Annotated in this window: 16 protein-coding genes; 10 read left to right on the forward strand and 6 right to left on the reverse strand. The window is 59.9% G+C overall.

The genetic code is table 11. The annotated features are described in order from the left end of the window. The first annotated feature begins 31 nt into the window (after nt 1–31). The 10 genes from AMC88_RS31025 (at nt 32) to AMC88_RS31070 (ending at nt 10,866) form a co-directional block, all read left to right on the forward strand. Entirely contained in the window at nt 32–1,207 is a 1,176-nt protein-coding gene (locus tag AMC88_RS31025; protein ID WP_064820396.1) for a saccharopine dehydrogenase family protein, read from the forward strand. Beyond that, entirely contained in the window at nt 1,204–1,998 is a 795-nt protein-coding gene (locus AMC88_RS31030; RefSeq protein ID WP_037113463.1) for an SDR family NAD(P)-dependent oxidoreductase, read from the forward strand. The genes AMC88_RS31025 and AMC88_RS31030 overlap by 4 nt, the downstream gene beginning before the upstream one ends. A 12-nt stretch (nt 1,999–2,010) precedes the next feature. Beyond that, entirely contained in the window at nt 2,011–3,165 is a 1,155-nt protein-coding gene (locus AMC88_RS31035) for an NAD(P)/FAD-dependent oxidoreductase (RefSeq protein ID WP_004670172.1), read from the forward strand. Between the two features lie 28 nt (nt 3,166–3,193). Continuing rightward, nucleotides 3,194–4,048 (forward strand): 5'/3'-nucleotidase SurE, encoded by an 855-nt coding sequence (surE, locus tag AMC88_RS31040; RefSeq protein WP_050981281.1) that lies wholly within the window; start codon nt 3,194–3,196, stop codon nt 4,046–4,048. Further along, nucleotides 4,045–4,878 carry an SDR family NAD(P)-dependent oxidoreductase gene (locus AMC88_RS31045; RefSeq protein WP_004670170.1) on the forward strand — a complete coding sequence of 278 codons (834 nt, stop codon included), beginning with the start codon at nt 4,045–4,047 and terminating at the stop codon, nt 4,876–4,878. Before surE ends, AMC88_RS31045 begins: the two co-directional genes overlap by 4 nt. Beyond that, nucleotides 4,845–5,660 carry an SDR family NAD(P)-dependent oxidoreductase gene (locus tag AMC88_RS31050; RefSeq protein ID WP_050981280.1) on the forward strand — a complete coding sequence of 272 codons (816 nt, stop codon included), beginning with the start codon at nt 4,845–4,847 and terminating at the stop codon, nt 5,658–5,660. Before AMC88_RS31045 ends, AMC88_RS31050 begins: the two co-directional genes overlap by 34 nt. Before the next feature lie 96 nt (nt 5,661–5,756). Continuing rightward, entirely contained in the window at nt 5,757–6,518 is a 762-nt protein-coding gene (locus tag AMC88_RS31055) for an electron transfer flavoprotein subunit beta/FixA family protein (protein ID WP_037113462.1), read from the forward strand. Nucleotides 6,519–6,540: 22 nt separating this feature from the next. Then, nucleotides 6,541–7,473, forward strand: a complete 933-nt coding sequence (locus AMC88_RS31060; protein ID WP_037113461.1) for an electron transfer flavoprotein subunit alpha/FixB family protein — start codon at nt 6,541–6,543, stop codon at nt 7,471–7,473. 53 nt (nt 7,474–7,526) lie between these two features. Beyond that, nucleotides 7,527–8,435: an alpha/beta hydrolase gene (locus AMC88_RS31065; protein ID WP_037113460.1), complete on the forward strand. Its 909-nt coding sequence runs from the start codon at nt 7,527–7,529 to the stop codon at nt 8,433–8,435. Nucleotides 8,436–8,646: 211 nt separating this feature from the next. After that, nucleotides 8,647–10,866, forward strand: a complete 2,220-nt coding sequence (locus AMC88_RS31070; protein ID WP_004670160.1) for a methyl-accepting chemotaxis protein — start codon at nt 8,647–8,649, stop codon at nt 10,864–10,866. A gap of 266 nt (nt 10,867–11,132) precedes the next feature. On the opposite strand, the gene AMC88_RS31075 is transcribed toward AMC88_RS31070, so the two are convergent. The 6 genes from AMC88_RS31075 to AMC88_RS31100 all read right to left on the reverse strand — a co-directional run bounded on the left by AMC88_RS31075 (nt 11,133) and on the right by AMC88_RS31100 (nt 16,698). Beyond that, a complete protein-coding gene (locus AMC88_RS31075; RefSeq protein ID WP_004670157.1) occupies nt 11,133–11,576 on the reverse strand; it encodes an Lrp/AsnC family transcriptional regulator in 444 nt (147 codons plus the stop codon). Beyond that, nucleotides 11,573–12,367: a phosphotransferase gene (locus AMC88_RS31080; protein WP_037113459.1), complete on the reverse strand. Its 795-nt coding sequence runs from the start codon at nt 12,365–12,367 to the stop codon at nt 11,573–11,575. The genes AMC88_RS31075 and AMC88_RS31080 overlap by 4 nt, the downstream gene beginning before the upstream one ends. A gap of 13 nt (nt 12,368–12,380) precedes the next feature. Next, nucleotides 12,381–13,790, reverse strand: coding sequence for an aspartate ammonia-lyase (locus AMC88_RS31085; protein WP_037113458.1), 1,410 nt, complete (start codon nt 13,788–13,790; stop codon nt 12,381–12,383). Between the two features lie 24 nt (nt 13,791–13,814). Next, the gene (locus AMC88_RS31090) at nt 13,815–15,086 is read right to left on the reverse strand and encodes a trans-sulfuration enzyme family protein (protein WP_064820398.1); all 1,272 of its coding nucleotides are present in this window, start codon (nt 15,084–15,086) and stop codon (nt 13,815–13,817) included. Nucleotides 15,087–15,275: 189 nt separating this feature from the next. After that, nucleotides 15,276–15,965: an ABC transporter permease gene (locus AMC88_RS31095; RefSeq protein ID WP_064820578.1), complete on the reverse strand. Its 690-nt coding sequence runs from the start codon at nt 15,963–15,965 to the stop codon at nt 15,276–15,278. Nucleotides 15,966–15,975: 10 nt separating this feature from the next. After that, nucleotides 15,976–16,698 (reverse strand): ABC transporter permease, encoded by a 723-nt coding sequence (locus tag AMC88_RS31100; protein ID WP_064820399.1) that lies wholly within the window; start codon nt 16,696–16,698, stop codon nt 15,976–15,978. Nucleotides 16,699–16,773: the final 75 nt, after the last annotated feature.

Consider the following 16,773-nt stretch of genomic DNA (forward strand, 5'->3'; position numbering starts at 1 on the left):
TCAAAGCCGCTAAAATGAAGGAGTGCCGCTAATGGCCCGGCAGTGGACGACAATTGTAATCGGTGCAGGCGGGTCGCAGGCACAAGCGATGTTGCGCGGTATCGCGCGTGCCGGCGCGACTGAGGGTTGGCTTGCGATTGATCGCGCCTGGCGGCCGCAGACACGTGCTGCAACGGAAGAGATGGGCTTCGCCGTTCAGGAACTGAACCCGCTCGAACAACCGGAAACTCTGCACAGGCTGTTGGAAACGACCCACCTCGTGGTGAACATGGCTGGCCCTTATTACAAGACCGGCTTTGCCATCCTCGACGCCGCCATCGAAACGAGGACCGACTATCTCGATATCTGCGACGATGCGGACATCACCCTTCCGATGCTCGAGCGGGACGCCCGCGCCAAACAGGCCGGCATTTCCGCCCTCATCGGAATGGGCTCCTCCCCCGGAACGACGAATATCCTGATCCGAAGTGCTGTCGACCATCTCGGCCCGGTCGACGACGTTGACATCTATTGGACCGTGGACGTCGCGGATCTGACCGAGGCCGCAATCCGGCACTTCTGGCATTGCTTCAATCTGGTCGATGCGGACGGCACAATACATGAAGTGACTGGCTGGGATGGCCTGGAGCGCCGGCAGGTGGAGTTCCCGGCGCCGGTCGGCCTGCAGACGGTCGTCAGGCTCGCCCATCCGGAGCCCTTGACGGTGCCGCGTTTTCTTCCGGTCAAGCGTGCCTCCAATTTCGGTGGGCTCAATCCGGAAGAGGCGCTCGTCACCGCCTGGGCACTCGCGCATATCGCCGATGAACAACGCTCAAATGGAGAACTTACCGATCCCGCGGCCAGCCTTTTCCGCCATTACAGGGAAAGGCGCGTTGGAGCGCCCCGGATTGGCAGCGGCATGATCATTGACGTGCACACAGCAGGCTCCGGTCTGAGGTTTGCAGCCGGCAGCGACGGTGGGATGGACGATTCCACCGGAATTCCGGCCGCAGCCGGCGCGTTGTTGATGCTCGATGGCAAGATCAACCGCCAAGGCGCGTTCGCGCCGGAAGTGGTGAAGCCCGCCGACTTTTTTGAGGTGCTGCGACGCGTGAGCACGGGCGGCGGTGGCTTGTCTCTGTTCAGACTTGAAGGCGGCGCCCCGACGGAACGGTTGAGAATCCGCGATCTGGTGGCGGGAGAAATTGACCAAAGGGAGGTGGCATGATGCAAGAGCTTGAAGAAAAGGTTGCCCTCGTCACGGGTGGCGGGCGCGGAATCGGCGCCGGCATTGCGGAGGGCTTGGCTCAGGCCGGTGCAACAGTGGCCCTTATGGGACGCACCCGAGCTCCGCTTGAGGAGACTGCCGCGCGTATTCAGGCGGGCGGCGGGAGAGCTTCCGTTCATATCGGAAGCGTCAGTAATCCCGACGAAGTCGAAAGCGTGCTTGATGATGTACTGGCCGCACATGGTAGGCTGGAGATCATTGTCAACAATGCCGGCATCGTTGACGAAGCGAATTTCCTCGATATCTCGCTCGAGGGCTGGAACAAGACCATCGGCACAGATCTGACTGGAGCGTTCCTCGTGACCCAGCGGGCCGCACGCAGGATGCGCGACACAGGCGGCGGCTCCGTGGTCAACATCGCCTCGATTGACGCCAATGGCTACGACGGTCCCCAGGGTTCGTATGTCGCCGCAAAGGCGGGCCTAATCGGCTTGACGAAGAACGCTGCCGTCGAGCTCGCGCAACACGGTATCCGGGTGAATTCAGTCAGCCCGGGCTGGACGCGCACGCCAATGGTCGAGGAATTCGTGTCCGAGAAGGCACTTCAGCACATGATGACCGACTTTCAGCGCGTGCCCATGAAGCGGCTTGTCGAGATCCCTGAACTCGCCAACGCGGTCGTCTTTCTTGTCTCTGACAAGGCTTCCGCGATTACCGGAATCGACTTGCCGGTCGACTGCGGAACGCTGGCGACGCTCTACGTCTACGAAACCATCCGGCCCTTGTTCTGAAGGAGGACGACGATGTCGCCACGTATCGCCATTATCGGAGCGGGGGTCGCAGGCTGCGGTGTCGCGCTGAGAGCCGCGCAATTGCATGCCAAGGACGTCGTCGTTCTGGAAAAGGGCACGCCGGCCTCCGGATCTTCCGGCCGCTCGGCAGGAGTTTATAACACGCAGACCCTCGATCCATTGCAGATCGAGATCCGCATCCGTTCGCGGGAAATTCTGTTCCAGCTCGAACGCAGCCGCGGTCTGCCGCTTGCCCGCATCGGCAATATCCGCATTGCGACGACGGAGGCCGACATTCCCAAACTCGAATCCGCACTCGCGACGATCAAGAGCTTCGGAGCGGACGATACACGGATTTTGTCGCAAAAGGAGCTGCAGGCTCTCGTTCCCGACCTGCGCTGCGATGATGTTGTCGCCGGCCTTTACGGCGTCAACGACGGTCACCTCGACGGACATCTCCTTTGCTCTGCGCTGATCGATGAAGCACGCGATCTCGGCGCGAAGGTAATGAACAATGCGGAGGTGCTTGCCTACGAAAAGCGTGGATCGACCCATGTACTGTCAACCACGCGCGGGAAGATCGAATGCGACGTGGTGATCAATGCCGCAGGCGCCTGGGCGGGGCACGTTGGCAACTTGCTGGGACATGCTGCACCTATCAAGCCCGAAGTGCACGAGGTGATCATCGTCAAGCTGCCGCGTAAGCTCGATTATGTCGTTCCAATGTGCAACTTCTATATGCCTGGCCAGAACGGCGCCGGAATCTATTTCAGACAAGACGGCGAGGATTCGCTGATCGCCGGGCTTCACACCTACTATTCGGTCGAAGGCCACGAAGTCAGCAATCCCGACTCCTATAGCCCGCCGGATGGCGACGACTATTTTCTCGAGGTAGCGCAACTCGTCAGCGATCGGCTGCAAATCGATGACCTCGGCTTCAAGAACGGCTGGCATGGCCTCTATCCATTAAGCGCCGACGGGGAGTTCCAAATCGGCCCCTACGCGGCTGATCCTTCCGTTATCGTCGTCGCCGGCATGGGCGGCACGGGAGTAACGAGCGGTGCGCTGACCGGAGCCCTTGCTGCCGAGTGGGCGATACTCGGCAAGCCGGCCACCGTTCCAAATGCCGTGAAGCTTCTGCCCGACAGGCTGTCGCGGGCCGCTTGAAACAGATCATTCCAAGAAAGGCGCCGACGTGAAAATCCTGCTTACAAATGACGATGGTTACCAATCCCCCGGAGTTGCAGCGGCACGCGACGCGCTGATCGCCTGCGGCCTTCAGGTGCTGACGGTTGCGCCCGACGGCCCGCGGAGCGGTACGTCGAGATCCGCCTCGTTTCGCAAGGCGATTACGATGACCAAGGCCGGCGGTGACGATGTCAATCCGATTTATGTCACCAATGGCACCCCGACCGATTGCGTCCGTGTTGCCGTTCTTTCCGGTCTTGCTTCGGAGGTCGACGCCGTTGTGTCCGGCATCAACGAAGGTGCGAACCTCGGCGATGACGCCACTTATTCCAGTACGCTCGGATCAGCGATCGAAGGCGCCTTGCTGGGCTTTCCGGCCCTTGCCGCATCTCAGCAGTCCCGGGACGGCCGTTTCCGGCTGGTCGATCTGACCGACTACGATTTCGGCCGCGGTGCCCGGATCATGGCGGAGCTTACCAGGCTGATGATCCGGGACCGGTCAAAGCTCCCGCCCCGGTCGGTTCTGAACTTCAATGCGCCTGCCCTACCCGCCGGCGAGATCAAGATCGCAAGTCTCGATCGCCGCGTCTGGGATCCGTCTCGCATCCACTCGATCGAGACAGAGAACGGCCCCGGATGGCTGCTTTTCGGCACGCATCCTGAACGCGATCCGATTTTTGAGCATCGACCAGGATCCGATTCCTGGGTGCTGTCACAGGGCCATGCGGCGCTCACGCCCCTCAACTTCGAATGGACCTTGCCCGGCGCGCGACGCGGGTTCGCCAGATGGACGCGCTCCGCTGTTGCCGAGCTCAATGACGCACTCGCTTCCGAGCTATCGGGAAAGGAGTTGGGATCATGAATGGCAATTCCTGCGTGGTGATCAGCGGTGCCGGCGGCGAGATGGGCCGGGCGCTGGCCAGCCGATTTGCTCGCGACGGACACGATATCGTCTTGCTCGATCGTGATGTTGCCGAATTTGGTCACATCGAGGAGGAGTTGCGTCGAGCCGGCGCCGGAAGCGTGTTTTCCTTGGCTGCCGATCAGACGGATCCGGACGCGCTCGAAAAAGCCGTCTCTGAGATCGGCGATCGCTTCGGCGCGATCGGAACCTTTGTCGCAAATGCCGGCTTCGCGAGATTTGGCGGGTTCCTCGAAACATCCAGAAAGGTGTGGGATCTCCATGTCGACATCAATCTCAACGGCACCTTTCATCTCTGCCAGTCAGTCGCACGAAACATGGTCGCAGGGGGCAAGGGAGGAAGCATAACTCTGATTTCGTCCTGCCTTGCTCAGTTCCACGCGGACCAGACCGGCGCATACAGCGCGACCAAGGCTGCGCTCCTGATGTTGACCAGAACCATGGCAGCGGAGCTCGGGATCTACCGCATCAGGACGAACTCCGTCCTTCCCGGCGTCGTGGAAACCGCGATGACCCGTCCGATGCTGGATGTTCCCGGCTGCCGGGAAACATTGCTGCAGGAGACGCCGGCAGGGCGCCTCGGTAGACCGGAAGACGTTGCGGAGGCCGTCGCGTTTCTGGCAAGCCCAGCCGCTGGTTTCATAACGGGGGCATCGCTGCTCGTTGACGGCGGGCAATCCATTTATGGCCAACCGCAATGGGTTCGCCAGGATCGTTCGAAGCCGGGCGAACCAAAATGGTTGTCCACAGCAAACGGTTCGCCAGCATGATCGACAGCCAGAATATGAAAACCCCCATGCCACGCGAAACCGCTCTCGTCACGGGGGCCGCGTCGGGGATTGGCGCGGCGGTGGCGCGGCGGTTTTGGGAACGCGGGGCGAACGTTTTCATGCTCGACCGCAACGTCGACGGCCTTCGAAACGTGCTGTCAGATGCGGATGGCTGCGGCGGAACCGTGAACACATTCCAAGCGGATGTCACCGACGGCGCAAGGCTCGGAGATATCTTTGCTGAGATTCACCGCCTCGGGGGCATCGACCACGTCGTTCATTGTGCCGGCGTTGCGCGGCTCGGAACCGTCACCGAAATGGATGAGGCGACCTTTGACCTCGTGATGAACGTCAATCTCAAGGGTACTTTCTTGCTGGCCAAGCGTGCGATGCCCTGTCTCGTGAGCCGAAAAGGAAGCTTCACCGCGATCGCATCCGACGCGGGCACACAGGGAGCATCGGGCTATGCCGCATATTGCGCAAGCAAGCACGGCGTCGTGGGCTTGATCAAGTCGATGGCATTGGACCACGGGCCGCAGGGTGTCCGGTGCAACGCGATCTGCCCGGGTTTCGTTCAAACTCCGATGCTGGATCAACTGTTTGCCGACAGCCCTTCCGATCGCGGCTTCTACGAAAAAAGCGTCCCGTTGGGACGATTTGCGCGACCCGAGGATGTTGCCGAACTGGCGGGTTTCATTGCATCGCAAGCTGGCGCCTATCTGAACGGGGCGGTCATCGCGCTGGATGGAGGCTCCACAGCGGGATATTTCAGCGCCGCTTGAACCGTGCAATAGGCGTTGCACCGCGGTTTGCCAACCCTGCCAAGCAGGCCCATTGCTCACCATTTCCCCAAACCATTCGAAACGGAGACTGCGAAGGTGAAAGTTCTCGTCACAGTAAAGCGCGTCGTCGACTACAACGTGAAGATCCGTGTGAAGCCGGATGGCACGGGTGTTGAGCTCGCCAATGTGAAGATGTCGATGAACCCGTTCGACGAGATTTCGGTCGAAGAGGCGCTGCGTCTGAAGGAAGCCGGCAAGGCCGAGGAAGTGGTGGTCGTGTCGATCGGGCCGGCCAAGGCTGAAGAAACGCTGCGCACGGCGCTCGCCATGGGTGCGGATCGCGCCATTCTCGTCGAGACCGACGATGCCGTCGAGCCACTCGCCGTCGCCAAGATCCTCAAGGGCGTCGCAGACGCCGAACAGCCGGGCCTCGTGATTGTCGGCAAGCAGGCAATCGACGACGACTCGAACCAGACCGGCCAGATGCTGGCAGCCCTGCTCGGCACGGCACAGGCGACCTTCGCCTCGAAGATCGAGATTGAAGGTAGTGGCCCTGGGGGCAAGGCAACCGTGACCCGCGAAGTCGACGGCGGCCTGCAGACGATCGACGTCAAGCTCCCGGCAGTCGTCACCACCGACCTGCGCCTCAACGAGCCGCGCTACGCCTCGCTGCCGAACATCATGAAGGCAAAGAAGAAGGCGCTCGACAAGAAGAGCCCGGCTGACTTCGGCGTCTCCACCGAGCCGCGCCTCAAGGTGCTGAAGACCGAGGAGCCGTCCGGCCGCAAGGCTGGCGTCAAGGTCAAGTCGGTTGCCGAGCTCGTCGAGAAGCTCAAGACCGAAGCCGGCGTCCTCTAAGGTTCGAGAAAGGATAACGACCATGGCCATTCTTCTTCTGGCTGACCACGACAACGCAACCCTTTCCGACCAGACCGCCAAGGCACTGACGGCCGCTTCCAAGATTGGCGGCGACGTGCACGTGCTGGTCGCCGGCAAGGGCGCCAAGCCGGCTGCCGATGCCGCTGCCAAGCTCGCAGGCGTCTCCAACGTTCTGCTCGCCGAAAGCGATGCGCTGGCCAACAATCTCGCCGAGCCGCTCGCCGACCTGATCGTTTCGCTGGCGGGCAGCTATGACACGATCATTGCGGCTGCGACCTCGACCGGCAAGAACGTCATGCCGCGCGTCGCCGCCCTCCTCGATGTCGCACAGGTGTCGGAGATCATCGAAGTTGTCTCCGCCGACACTTTCAAGCGGCCGATCTATGCCGGCAATGCCATCCAGACCGTTCAGGCTACTGATGCCAGACGAGTCATCACGGTGCGTACTGCTTCCTTTTCCCCGGCCTCCCAAGGCCCATCTGCTGCCGTCGAGGAGATCTCGACGGCAGCTCTTTCGTCCGGTCTCTCGACCTTCGTCACGGATGCGCTCTCGGCCTCCGACCGGCCAGAGCTCACCTCGGCCAAGATCATCATCTCCGGCGGCCGTGCGCTCGGCTCTGCCGAGAAGTTCCAGGAAGTCATCCTGCCGGTCGCCGACAAGCTCGGTGCCGCCGTCGGCGCCTCGCGCGCCGCCGTCGATGCCGGCTATGCCCCCAACGATTGGCAGGTCGGCCAGACCGGCAAGGTGGTGGCACCCGATCTCTATATCGCCTGCGGTATCTCCGGTGCCATCCAGCATCTGGCCGGCATGAAGGATTCGAAGGTGATCGTCGCCATCAACAAGGACGAGGAGGCGCCGATCTTCCAGGTCGCCGACTACGGCCTCGTCGCCGATCTGTTCGACTCCCTGCCGGAACTCGAGCGTGCGCTTTAGGTACCTGCGGATGACCATCCAACGGACCAAGATCTGCATGAATGGAGTGAAGAATGCGTGAGGACGTGACTTTCTGGTCAGAGGGAGACAGACTACGGGGCTGGTTCTATAGGCCAACGAAAGACGCCTTTTCCTTTCCGACGGTCATCTTAAGTCACGGGTTTTCGGCCGTGAAAGAGCAATATCTCGACAGATACGCCGAGGTATTTGCCGCACACGGGTTGGGGGCGCTGGTTTATGATCACGGATGCTTCGGCGAGAGCGAAGGTGAACCGCGATACGAAGTTGATCCGGAACGACAGCGGCGGGGCTATCGCGACGCCATAACCTTTGTCCAAACTCTGGACGGCCCAGACCCAGAGCGTGTCGGCCTATGGGGTACGAGCTACAGCGGCGGACATGTTCTGGTGGTCGCGGCTCAGGATCGGCGTGTAAAAGCAGTGGTCGCCCAGGTTCCGACAATCAGTGGATCAAAAGTTGCCGTTCGCCGCGCGACATCCCCGCAAGCTGTGCAACTGAGGAAAAGTCTCGCGGACGATCGTATAGCTCGGGTGCTTGGTAAGGGGAGCGCATATGTTGACGTCGTGACGAGCGATCCCGAACGACCGTGCGCTTTACCCGGGGCCGACAGCTACGAGTATTTTAGCCGTTCTCGGACAATGGCGGAAAATTGGAACCCCCAGGTGACGCTGCGGAGTCTTGAATTGGCAAGGGCAAACGAGCCCGGTGCTTTTGTCAGACTAATCAGCCCGACGCCACTGCTGATGATCGTTGCGGAAAACGACCACCTCACCCCAACCGACCTGGCATTGGACGCGTTTGACCGGGCCGGGGAGCCGAAAGCTTTGGAGGTTCTGGCTGGCGGTCATTTCGCGCCGTACACCGACCTTTTCGAGCGCTCCAGTCGCGTCGCAGCCGAATGGTTTGTTGAACAGCTCACCGGAAGACCGAAGGTTCCCTGACGGCGCGTCATCCTGCGATAGCCTAGCTATCCCGAGAGTAGATGACCCAGCGCACAAGTCATTGATCAGAACATCATGAACGATTGCTCATAACATGCTTCCAACTCGTTGCCCCCCAAAATGTGCGTTCGGTCGGTGCCGACATTAACAATCGTTCGTTAATACAGCCGCGTTATGATCCGACAGTCTGGTATCGCGGGGAGTCGGGGACATGAAACAGAGCGCGAGGAAATCACTTATCTTCAAGGTCATTGGGGTCACCGTCATTTCGATCACGGTGGTTCTCGTGCTTGCAAATACGCTGCTGGTCTACGCAATCGGCAACCGCATTGCGGAACTGACGCTTCAGCAGGCGAGGCTTGAAGCTTCCAAGGTCGCAAATGAGATATCAGCCGAGCTAGGACAGCTTGCGGCGCCCACCGCCACGATGGCGGAAGTCATCGGTCAAGGACGAGAAAAGGACTATCTGAATCGATCGGCGGTGATCGACATACTTCGTGCGAACGCGCGATCCAAAATCGTACTGAGCAGTTGGTTCATGGAAGAGCCGAATGCCTTCGACGGCAAAGCATCTGAGCATAAGGGCGACGCCAAGCTTGGCACTGCCGAAGATGGTGCGTTTTCGCCAACCTGGACCCGAAGCGGAGATAGCCTATCGATGGCGCCGGTCTCACTCGACTACACCGGCGAATATTATCGGGTGGCAGCAAAATCGCGCAAAGGATATCTAACGGAACCATATGTGTGGACCGACAAGAATGGCTCCTTCTTGCTTGCCAGCATCTCTTATCCGGTCCTGTCTTCAGGTAAGTTGATCGGTGTTACCGGCACGGACATCGACCTTACGGCGCTGTCGAAAAAGCTCTCCGACTTGCGGCCGTTTGGTTCTGGCCGCGTTCGATTGATTTCTCAGTCAGGGAAATGGATCGTTGCCCCAAATCCCGATCTCATCACCAAAGGTTACGATGGTCCCGGTTCGGAAGACGTACAACAGGTGTTGTCTAATCAAGAACTCGTCGTAGTGGCGGACGTTGAACTTGACGAAACATCGTACAGCCGCATCTTGTTTCCTTTTCATGTTCCAGGCCTCAATACCAGTTGGGTGGTGTGCGTCGACGTTCCCACCACAGTGATAACTTCAGCAGCGCGTCAGCAAATCACGCTGCTGGTAGGCGCCGGCATAGTCGTGTTGATGGCCATCGCCGGAACTCTTTATCTTACGATTAGAGCAATGATTCAGCGTCCGCTTGGCCGCTTGATTGGCACAATCGAGAGATTGGCCATTGAAGATTTCAGTGCATCGCCAAGTGATCAATCACGATCTGACGAGATTGGTGGAGCTGCGACGGCGCTCGAGAAACTTCGAAAAGCTCTGATCAATGCCAAGACCACTGAGGCCGAGTCAGAAGCTACGCGCCAAATCGCAGCAAAAGAACGGTCCGACGCCGAGGCGGCGCGCATCGATGCAATAAACCTGCAGCGCAGGATCGTCGGCACGGTTGGCCGAGCTCTTGGCGATCTGTCGGCCGGCAACCTGACTTGCCGGATCACCGAGGAGTTTCCCGGGGAATACCGGAAATTGCAGCTCGATTTCAATGCCGCGCTGGAAAGTCTGGAGCAAACGATCGCAACCGTAAATAATAGCGTGTGCCACATCAGCGCTGGCGTCGACACGATCAGCAGCAGCTCCGACAACCTTTCTCGCCGAACCGAAATGCAGGCCTCCGGACTTGAGGAAACCGCCGCGGGAATGACGGAACTGACAGAGCAAGTTCAGGCAAGCGCAACCAACGCACGCTCCGCGTCAACAAGTGTCCGAGCCGCAACCGAAAATGCCAAGAACACTGGTGAGATCGTAGGGCAAGCGATCTCGTCTATGGAAAATATCAGCCGCTCATCGCTGGAGATCACCCGGATTACTGGTGTGATCGATGAAATTGCCTTCCAGACAAATCTTTTGGCTTTGAACGCCGGTGTAGAGGCAGCTCGAGCCGGTGAGGCCGGCAAAGGATTTGCCGTAGTCGCTCAGGAGGTGCGCGAGCTTGCTCAGCGCTCAGCGATCGCCGCAAAGGAAATCAAAGCGCTGATTGGTGCTTCCGCCGTCGAGGTCAAAGAGGGTGTCGAACGGGTGGCAGGCGCCGGAGACGCGCTGGCGCGCATCACCACTCAGATCTTGGATATCAACGCCAGCGTTCAGCAAATCTCGACATCCGCTCAAGAACAGTCTTCAGGCTTGAAAGGAATAAGTGCTGCGTTGAACCAGATGGAGCACTTCACTCAGGCAAATACCGTGATGGTGGAAGAAATGACTGCGGCGAGCGCCTCTTTGTGGGACGAGGTGCGTCTCCTAAGCGAAGTCGTTGGCCGCTTTAGGGTATCTTCACGAGCGCCCCAGTTCAGGGAGCGCGATCGGACTGTAGCGGCAGCTTAGCTGTCGCCGGAACGATGTGGAACGAAGGTGAGTATCGCAAGATGGGAGTACTGTGTTTTTAATCCCCGCGGCGCATCGCATCGAGGCGATCTTGCTAGCTGCAATATGCGCCGTCGAATGGGGCTGGTCTCGTTCGCCTTGATGGGATCTGAACCGGCGCCGTCCTCAAATGCTGAAAAAACCTGGTCTTCCCGCCGAATCGGACGCGTTCGCGACTTTCGCCGCTGAGAGTTCTGACCATCTCATAAACTATCTTTTTTTCTTGGTCAGCGCTTGATCATCGAAGACAGCGCGAATGCCGTCAGCGTGTCGCGTACACCGGGCAAGGTCGACACGTCCTGCCAGATTTCGCGGACGCGGTCCGCCGCACTCGCCTCCACCCGGACGACAAGGTCGAATTCCCCGCTCATAACGTCGCAGGAGACGACTTCCGGCACGCGCTTCAGCGCTTGGATGACGTCGCCACCGCGCATGCGATCGTGGCGATAGATGAAGATCATCGCTGCAATGTTCGAGGCGCGTGGCTTTCCCTCGCCCGCGACAATCGTGTAGCCCTGGATGAGGCCATCGCGCTCTAGCCGCTCGATGCGCTGGCGCACGGCATTGCGGGACAGGCTGATTTTCTCGGCCAGTTCCGCGTACGGGATGCGGCTATTGCGGGTCAACTCCGCGAGAATGCGCTCATCAGACCGGTCGAGAACGCGCTTCATGAGTGCGTCCCCTTGGCAAAAGCCATGGCGGAGGCGAATGCCCGATGTGCCGAAGCTTCTAGATCGGCAATCCTGTCATCCTGCGCAAGTGAGGTTGCGGTCGCGGCCATGACGAAGGCCGGCAGAGCCTGCCGTTCGTTCTCACTCAGAGAGCGAACGTCTTCATATCCGGCGAGCAATGCGCCCGCGAGCCCACCATCGAGCGTTCCGTCCGCGCGGGCGGTCCAATGCAGTAGTACTTGCGCCAGTTCCGCGATCAGAAGGTCATCATGACGCAGGCGGAAATTGATCACGCCGCTGACTTCCTCGCCGAGGAAGAAGACATTGTCGCGATTGAGAGCACCATGCACTGCCCCCTTTGGTAGGCCGCGCCGGCTGCCGGCCACGGAAGCCGCCAGCGTTCGGTGAATGCGTGCAGTGCAGTTTCCGAGCGCGCGGCTTTTTGCTGACGTTAGCTCGCTTGGCCGGGAGCCCGGCACAAAGCCGACGACCGCCACCAGTTTGCCTGATAACGTCATCGTCGCAGCGCCAGCGTCAGTACGGAAGGTCGCGGGACAAGGAACGCCAGCGGCCGCGAGCGTCTCCATCGTGCGGAAGGCACTCTCGAGATCACACGGGTCGGGGGCACCTTCGAACACCGTCACGATGAACTCGCCGCGGTCAGCACGGAAAAGGAAGGTGGTTTCGGCATCGCCATCGGCAATGCCGATCACCGATGTCAATCGGCCAAGTCGATAGGTCGTCGCGATCCGCGCGCAATCGATTTCCGAAAGGTCCGTAAAAACTGCCATGGCGCCCTCCCCGTCAGCCTTGCACTGTGCCGAGAACGCTGACCGTGCTCGTGCCGAAGATCGCATCGATCTGTTCAGGGGTGAGAGCGCCATCGCGCTCGACCGCCTCGCGCAACCCGATACCCTCTGCGAGCGCATTGCGCGCGAGCGTCGCAGCCCTGGCATAGCCGACGAAAGGGTTGAGTGAGGCAGCGAGAACAAGAGAGCCGTTGTGAAGCGTTCGGCAGCGTTCCGCATCCGCCTCGATATTGTCGATGCAGCGTGTGCGAAGCGTATCCATGCCTTTCGCTAGCATTTGCATGGATTGCAGTAGATTGAGCGCGATCACAGGTTCCATCGCGTTCAATTGGAGCTGGCCGGCACCGGCAGCGAGCGTGACCGTCAGATCATTGCCGATCACCTGAAAGCCGATCTGGTTCATCATCTCCGGGATCACCGGATTGACCTTGCCCGGCATGATGGACGAACCTGCCTGCATAGCCGGAAGACGAATTTCGCCGAAGCCCGCGCGCGGGCCACTCGACAGGAGGCGAAGGTCGTTGCACACCTTCGACAGCTTTACTGACATACGCTTGAGCGTACCCGAGACCGAGACGAAAGCGCCTGTATCCGCCGTGGCCTCAACGAGGTTGCGCGCAGGACGGACCATGATGCCGGAAATTTCGGATAGGTGCGCGCAGGCGGCAGCGGAAAAACCCGCTGGTGCGTTCAAGCCGGTGCCGATCGCCGTGCCGCCGAGATTGACCTCTCGCATCAGTTCGGCTGCGCCGAGGATTTGGGCAACATCCTCCTCCAGCGTTTCGGCGAAAGCTTCGAACTCCTGGCCAAGAGACATTGGCACAGCGTCCTGAAGTTGTGTCCTGCCAACCTTTACTATATCCGAAAAAGCAGCGCCCTTCCGTCGAAAAGCGGCGACGAGAGCACGCAGCGCACCAAGCAGTGTTTCTGCCTCCCGCAGCACGGCTAGGCGGATCGCCGTCGGGTAGACGTCGTTGGTCGACTGAGAGAGGTTTACGTGGTCGTTGGGATTGACCGTGTCGTACTTGCCGGCCGGCTGGCCAAATTCAAGGAGCGCCAAATTGGCAATCACCTCGTTGACATTCATGTTGGTCGAGGTTCCCGCGCCGCCCTGCATCATGTCTACAGGAAAATGCGGCACCAGGATCTCGCCGCCGATCAGCCTGTCGCAAGCCCGGCCGATTGCCTGGGCTATAATGGGCTCGATCAACCCGAGCTCCAGATTGGTCGCGGCTGCCGCTTTCTTCACCATCGCCAGGGACTGCACAAATGCCGGAAAATCCTGGAGTGTGATGCCCGAGACATCGAAATTTTCCGCCGCCCGCAGCGTATGGATCCCTATCAATGCATCGGCCGGCAATTGCCGCTGCCCCAGAAGATCGGTCTCAACGCGCAATTTTGCCATAGATTCCTCCTCTTGCGCCGCCATTCAGCCCGTAAGGGCCTGATCGAGATCGCGGATCAGATCGCCGGGCGCCTCTAGCCCCACCGAAAGGCGGAACACGCCGTCGCCGGCAAAGCGTCGATAGTCCTCGAGTTGGTCGCTGGCGAGCTGATAGGTCGTGGACATCATTTCGTCTGTATCGAGCAGCACCACGATCGAGCGCTGGTGGCCAAGCGAAAAGGCGTAATGGGCCACCTTGAGGCGCTCGGCAAGCTGCAAAGCCATTCTACCTGGCTCCTTTACCTGGAAGGTCACGATGCCGCCGAACACCTCCATCTGCCGTTTCGCCAGATCGTGCTGGGGGTGAGAGGCTAGGCCCGGATAGGTCACGGCCGTTACAGCCGGATGACCTTCCAAAAAGGTCGCCACCTTTGTACCTGTCGCAGAGATTGTCCGCAGGCGGGGAAATAGCGTGTCGATGCCACGCATGATGAGCCAGGCATTCATGGCAGGCATGGACGCCCCGAGATAGACACCAGCGCGCGAGCGGATCTTCTCCACGAGATCCTTGCGCCCACAGACAACGCCGCCGAGCGCATCGCCATGGCCGTTGATGAACTTGGTCAGCGAATGAATGACGAGGTCTGCGCCCAACGATAGTGGCTGTGTGGCGACGGGCGTGGCCAGCGTCGAGTCGACCGACATCAACGCACCGTGGCTGCGAACAAGTCCAGCAATGGCAGAAAGATCGGTGAGGCGCAGGATCGGATTGCAGGGACTTTCGCAATGGACCAGCTTTGTGTTGGGCCTGAAGGCGGCCGCTACCTCGTGCGGCCTGGACATGTTTACCGGTGTCACCTCGATGCCGTAATCCGGCAATATTCGCCGCGCAAGTTCGTTGGCGCCGGCATAGCAGACATCGCTGATGATCAGATGATCGCCGGTCTTAAGGAACGTCAGGAATGTGGCGCCGATCGCAGCGACGCCGGTCGATGTGGCCACCGCATCGTCGGCGCCCTCGAGCGCGGCCATCCGCTGTTCCAGCTGACGCACAGTGGGATTGGTCCAGCGCGCATATAGAAAGGGAAGCGCCGTGAGGTCATCCACGCCATCCGCCGAAAAGGAGCCTTCGCCCGGCATCAGCACGTTGTTGACGGACATGGAGATATTCGGCGCGATCGCTTTCGTCGCGGGATCGACCAGGAGCCCGCCGCTGAGTGCCAGAGTGTCGCGGCTCAGACATTGGCTAGCCACGGGAGCTCTCTTGCTGACGTCGGAGTCTTGGACCGGAAGATGTGAGAGGTTGGCTGCGGTCATAGGGTCCTCTGCATTTGGTTCATCAGAATTCTAAAAACATGGTGCCGCTCCGCGTAATCGACGCAGAAACCTGGCGGAGAAGGGTCAATTTGCGGGCGATTGAGCCTGTCAGGCCATAAGGCCGGCGTGACCAGCGCCGTGATTGATCCTTTGAACATTGCAATCTCCAGAAAATTACGGGGGTTACCCTTAGCGTCGTATCGGCACTTGCAATTCGACGAGGCGGAATGCGCGCGTGATGACGAGGGTGAGACAGACATAGAAAACGGTGACGATGATCAGGGGCTCGTAGACGAGCAACGTGTCCTGTCTGACCTTGTAGGCGACCGCGTAGAGATCCATCACCGTGACTGTGAAAGCAAGCGGTGTCGCTTTCAGCTGCAGCACCACTTCACCCCCGATGGTCGGTAGTGCGATGCGGATCGCCCGCGGCAGCCAGATGCGGCGCAGAAGCGTCCAGCGGCTCATGCCGAAGGCGCGTCCCGCCTCCAGTTCACCTTTCGGCACGGCAAGCAGCGCGCCGCGCAGCACCTCGGCTTCATAAGCCGCATAATTGAGCGTGAAGCTGACCGCGGCGAAGAAGAAGCCTTCGCGCACGATTGGCCAGAGAAAGCTGGTGCGCAGACCGGGAATCATTGGCAGCAGCGATCCGACACCGTAGTAGAGCAGCCAAAGCTGAATCAGTAGCGGCGTACCGCGAAAACTGGTGCAATAAGCCTTTGCACAGCCCCGCAACCACACGGGGCCATTCACTTGCGCGAGCGCAAGACCGATCGCCAGGATGAAGCCGAAGACCACTGAAATGACGAGTAGGAGCAAGGTCTGGATTGCACCAGCGACGATCAGCGGCCAGGAGTTGAAAATCCACGAAAAATCCATCATTCGCTCCTCAAGCTGCTTTCGGCTGTCCGCGCCGGAAATAGGCCTCAAGACTGCCGAACACGACATTGGAGAAGAGGGTGATCATCAGGTAGATGACGGCGGCAGCAAAAAAGAACAGGAAATAGTGCTTGGTGTTGCCGGCGGCGAGCCGCGTGGCGAGTGCCAGTTCCTGGTAACCTACGACGGCAATCAGTGCGCTGTCCTTTGTCACCGACATCCACAGATTGGTTAGGCCCGGCAAGGCATTCGGCATCAGCGCCGGCAGCACGATGCGCCGGAACCGGAGCCAGGGCCCCATACCGATAGCACTGGCAGCCTCGATCTGACCGACGGGGATTGCGAGAATAGCGCCGCGCAGCACTTCCGTCACATAAGCGCCCTGCACGATCCCTAGCACCGCGACGGCGGCAAGGAACCCATTGACCTCGACCGGCGGGAAGCCCAGCGCCGAAAGCAGTCTGTTGATGCCATCGGTGCCCGCATAATAGAGGCCGATGATCAAGATCAGCTCCGGCACGGCGCGCATGGCGGTTGTATAGAAGTCCAAAATCACGAGGATGGCACGGCCGCCTTTGAGCTTTCCGGCCGAACCTGCGAGTCCGATGACAATGCCAAGGAAATAGGCACCCAGTGAGATCAGGATGGTTGATAGCGCGCCTGAAAGCAGCGCCCCGCCCCATCCTGGCGGATAGGGGGAAAGCAGTTCCACGATGGATGGATTTGTCTGCATGGAGAAATGCTCCTGAGCGACCCATCAAGGCCGCGTCGACTCGACATTAGGATCTTGAGGGATGGATGAAGCGGG

Origin of the sequence: Rhizobium phaseoli (assembly GCF_001664385.1) — a bacterium.
GTDB lineage: Bacteria > Pseudomonadota > Alphaproteobacteria > Rhizobiales > Rhizobiaceae > Rhizobium > Rhizobium phaseoli.

Bases quoted from the DNA above. Each gene is read 5' to 3' on its own strand.
- AMC88_RS31075 (WP_004670157.1), bottom strand. From the start codon at position 11,576: ATGAAGCGCGTTCTCGACCGGTCTGATGAGCGCATTCTCGCGGAGTTG.
- AMC88_RS31090 (WP_064820398.1), bottom strand. From the start codon at position 15,086: ATGACCGCAGCCAACCTCTCACATCTTCCGGTCCAAGACTCCGACGTC.
- AMC88_RS31035 (WP_004670172.1), top strand. From the start codon at position 2,011: ATGTCGCCACGTATCGCCATTATCGGAGCGGGGGTCGCAGGCTGCGGT.
- AMC88_RS31100 (WP_064820399.1), bottom strand. From the start codon at position 16,698: ATGCAGACAAATCCATCCATCGTGGAACTGCTTTCCCCCTATCCGCCA.
- AMC88_RS31085 (WP_037113458.1), bottom strand. From the start codon at position 13,790: ATGGCAAAATTGCGCGTTGAGACCGATCTTCTGGGGCAGCGGCAATTG.
- AMC88_RS31045 (WP_004670170.1), top strand. From the start codon at position 4,045: ATGAATGGCAATTCCTGCGTGGTGATCAGCGGTGCCGGCGGCGAGATG.
- AMC88_RS31080 (WP_037113459.1), bottom strand. From the start codon at position 12,367: ATGGCAGTTTTTACGGACCTTTCGGAAATCGATTGCGCGCGGATCGCG.
- AMC88_RS31060 (WP_037113461.1), top strand. From the start codon at position 6,541: ATGGCCATTCTTCTTCTGGCTGACCACGACAACGCAACCCTTTCCGAC.
- AMC88_RS31050 (WP_050981280.1), top strand. From the start codon at position 4,845: ATGGTTGTCCACAGCAAACGGTTCGCCAGCATGATCGACAGCCAGAAT.
- AMC88_RS31065 (WP_037113460.1), top strand. From the start codon at position 7,527: ATGCGTGAGGACGTGACTTTCTGGTCAGAGGGAGACAGACTACGGGGC.
- AMC88_RS31070 (WP_004670160.1), top strand. From the start codon at position 8,647: ATGAAACAGAGCGCGAGGAAATCACTTATCTTCAAGGTCATTGGGGTC.
- AMC88_RS31025 (WP_064820396.1), top strand. From the start codon at position 32: ATGGCCCGGCAGTGGACGACAATTGTAATCGGTGCAGGCGGGTCGCAG.
- AMC88_RS31095 (WP_064820578.1), bottom strand. From the start codon at position 15,965: ATGGATTTTTCGTGGATTTTCAACTCCTGGCCGCTGATCGTCGCTGGT.
- AMC88_RS31030 (WP_037113463.1), top strand. From the start codon at position 1,204: ATGATGCAAGAGCTTGAAGAAAAGGTTGCCCTCGTCACGGGTGGCGGG.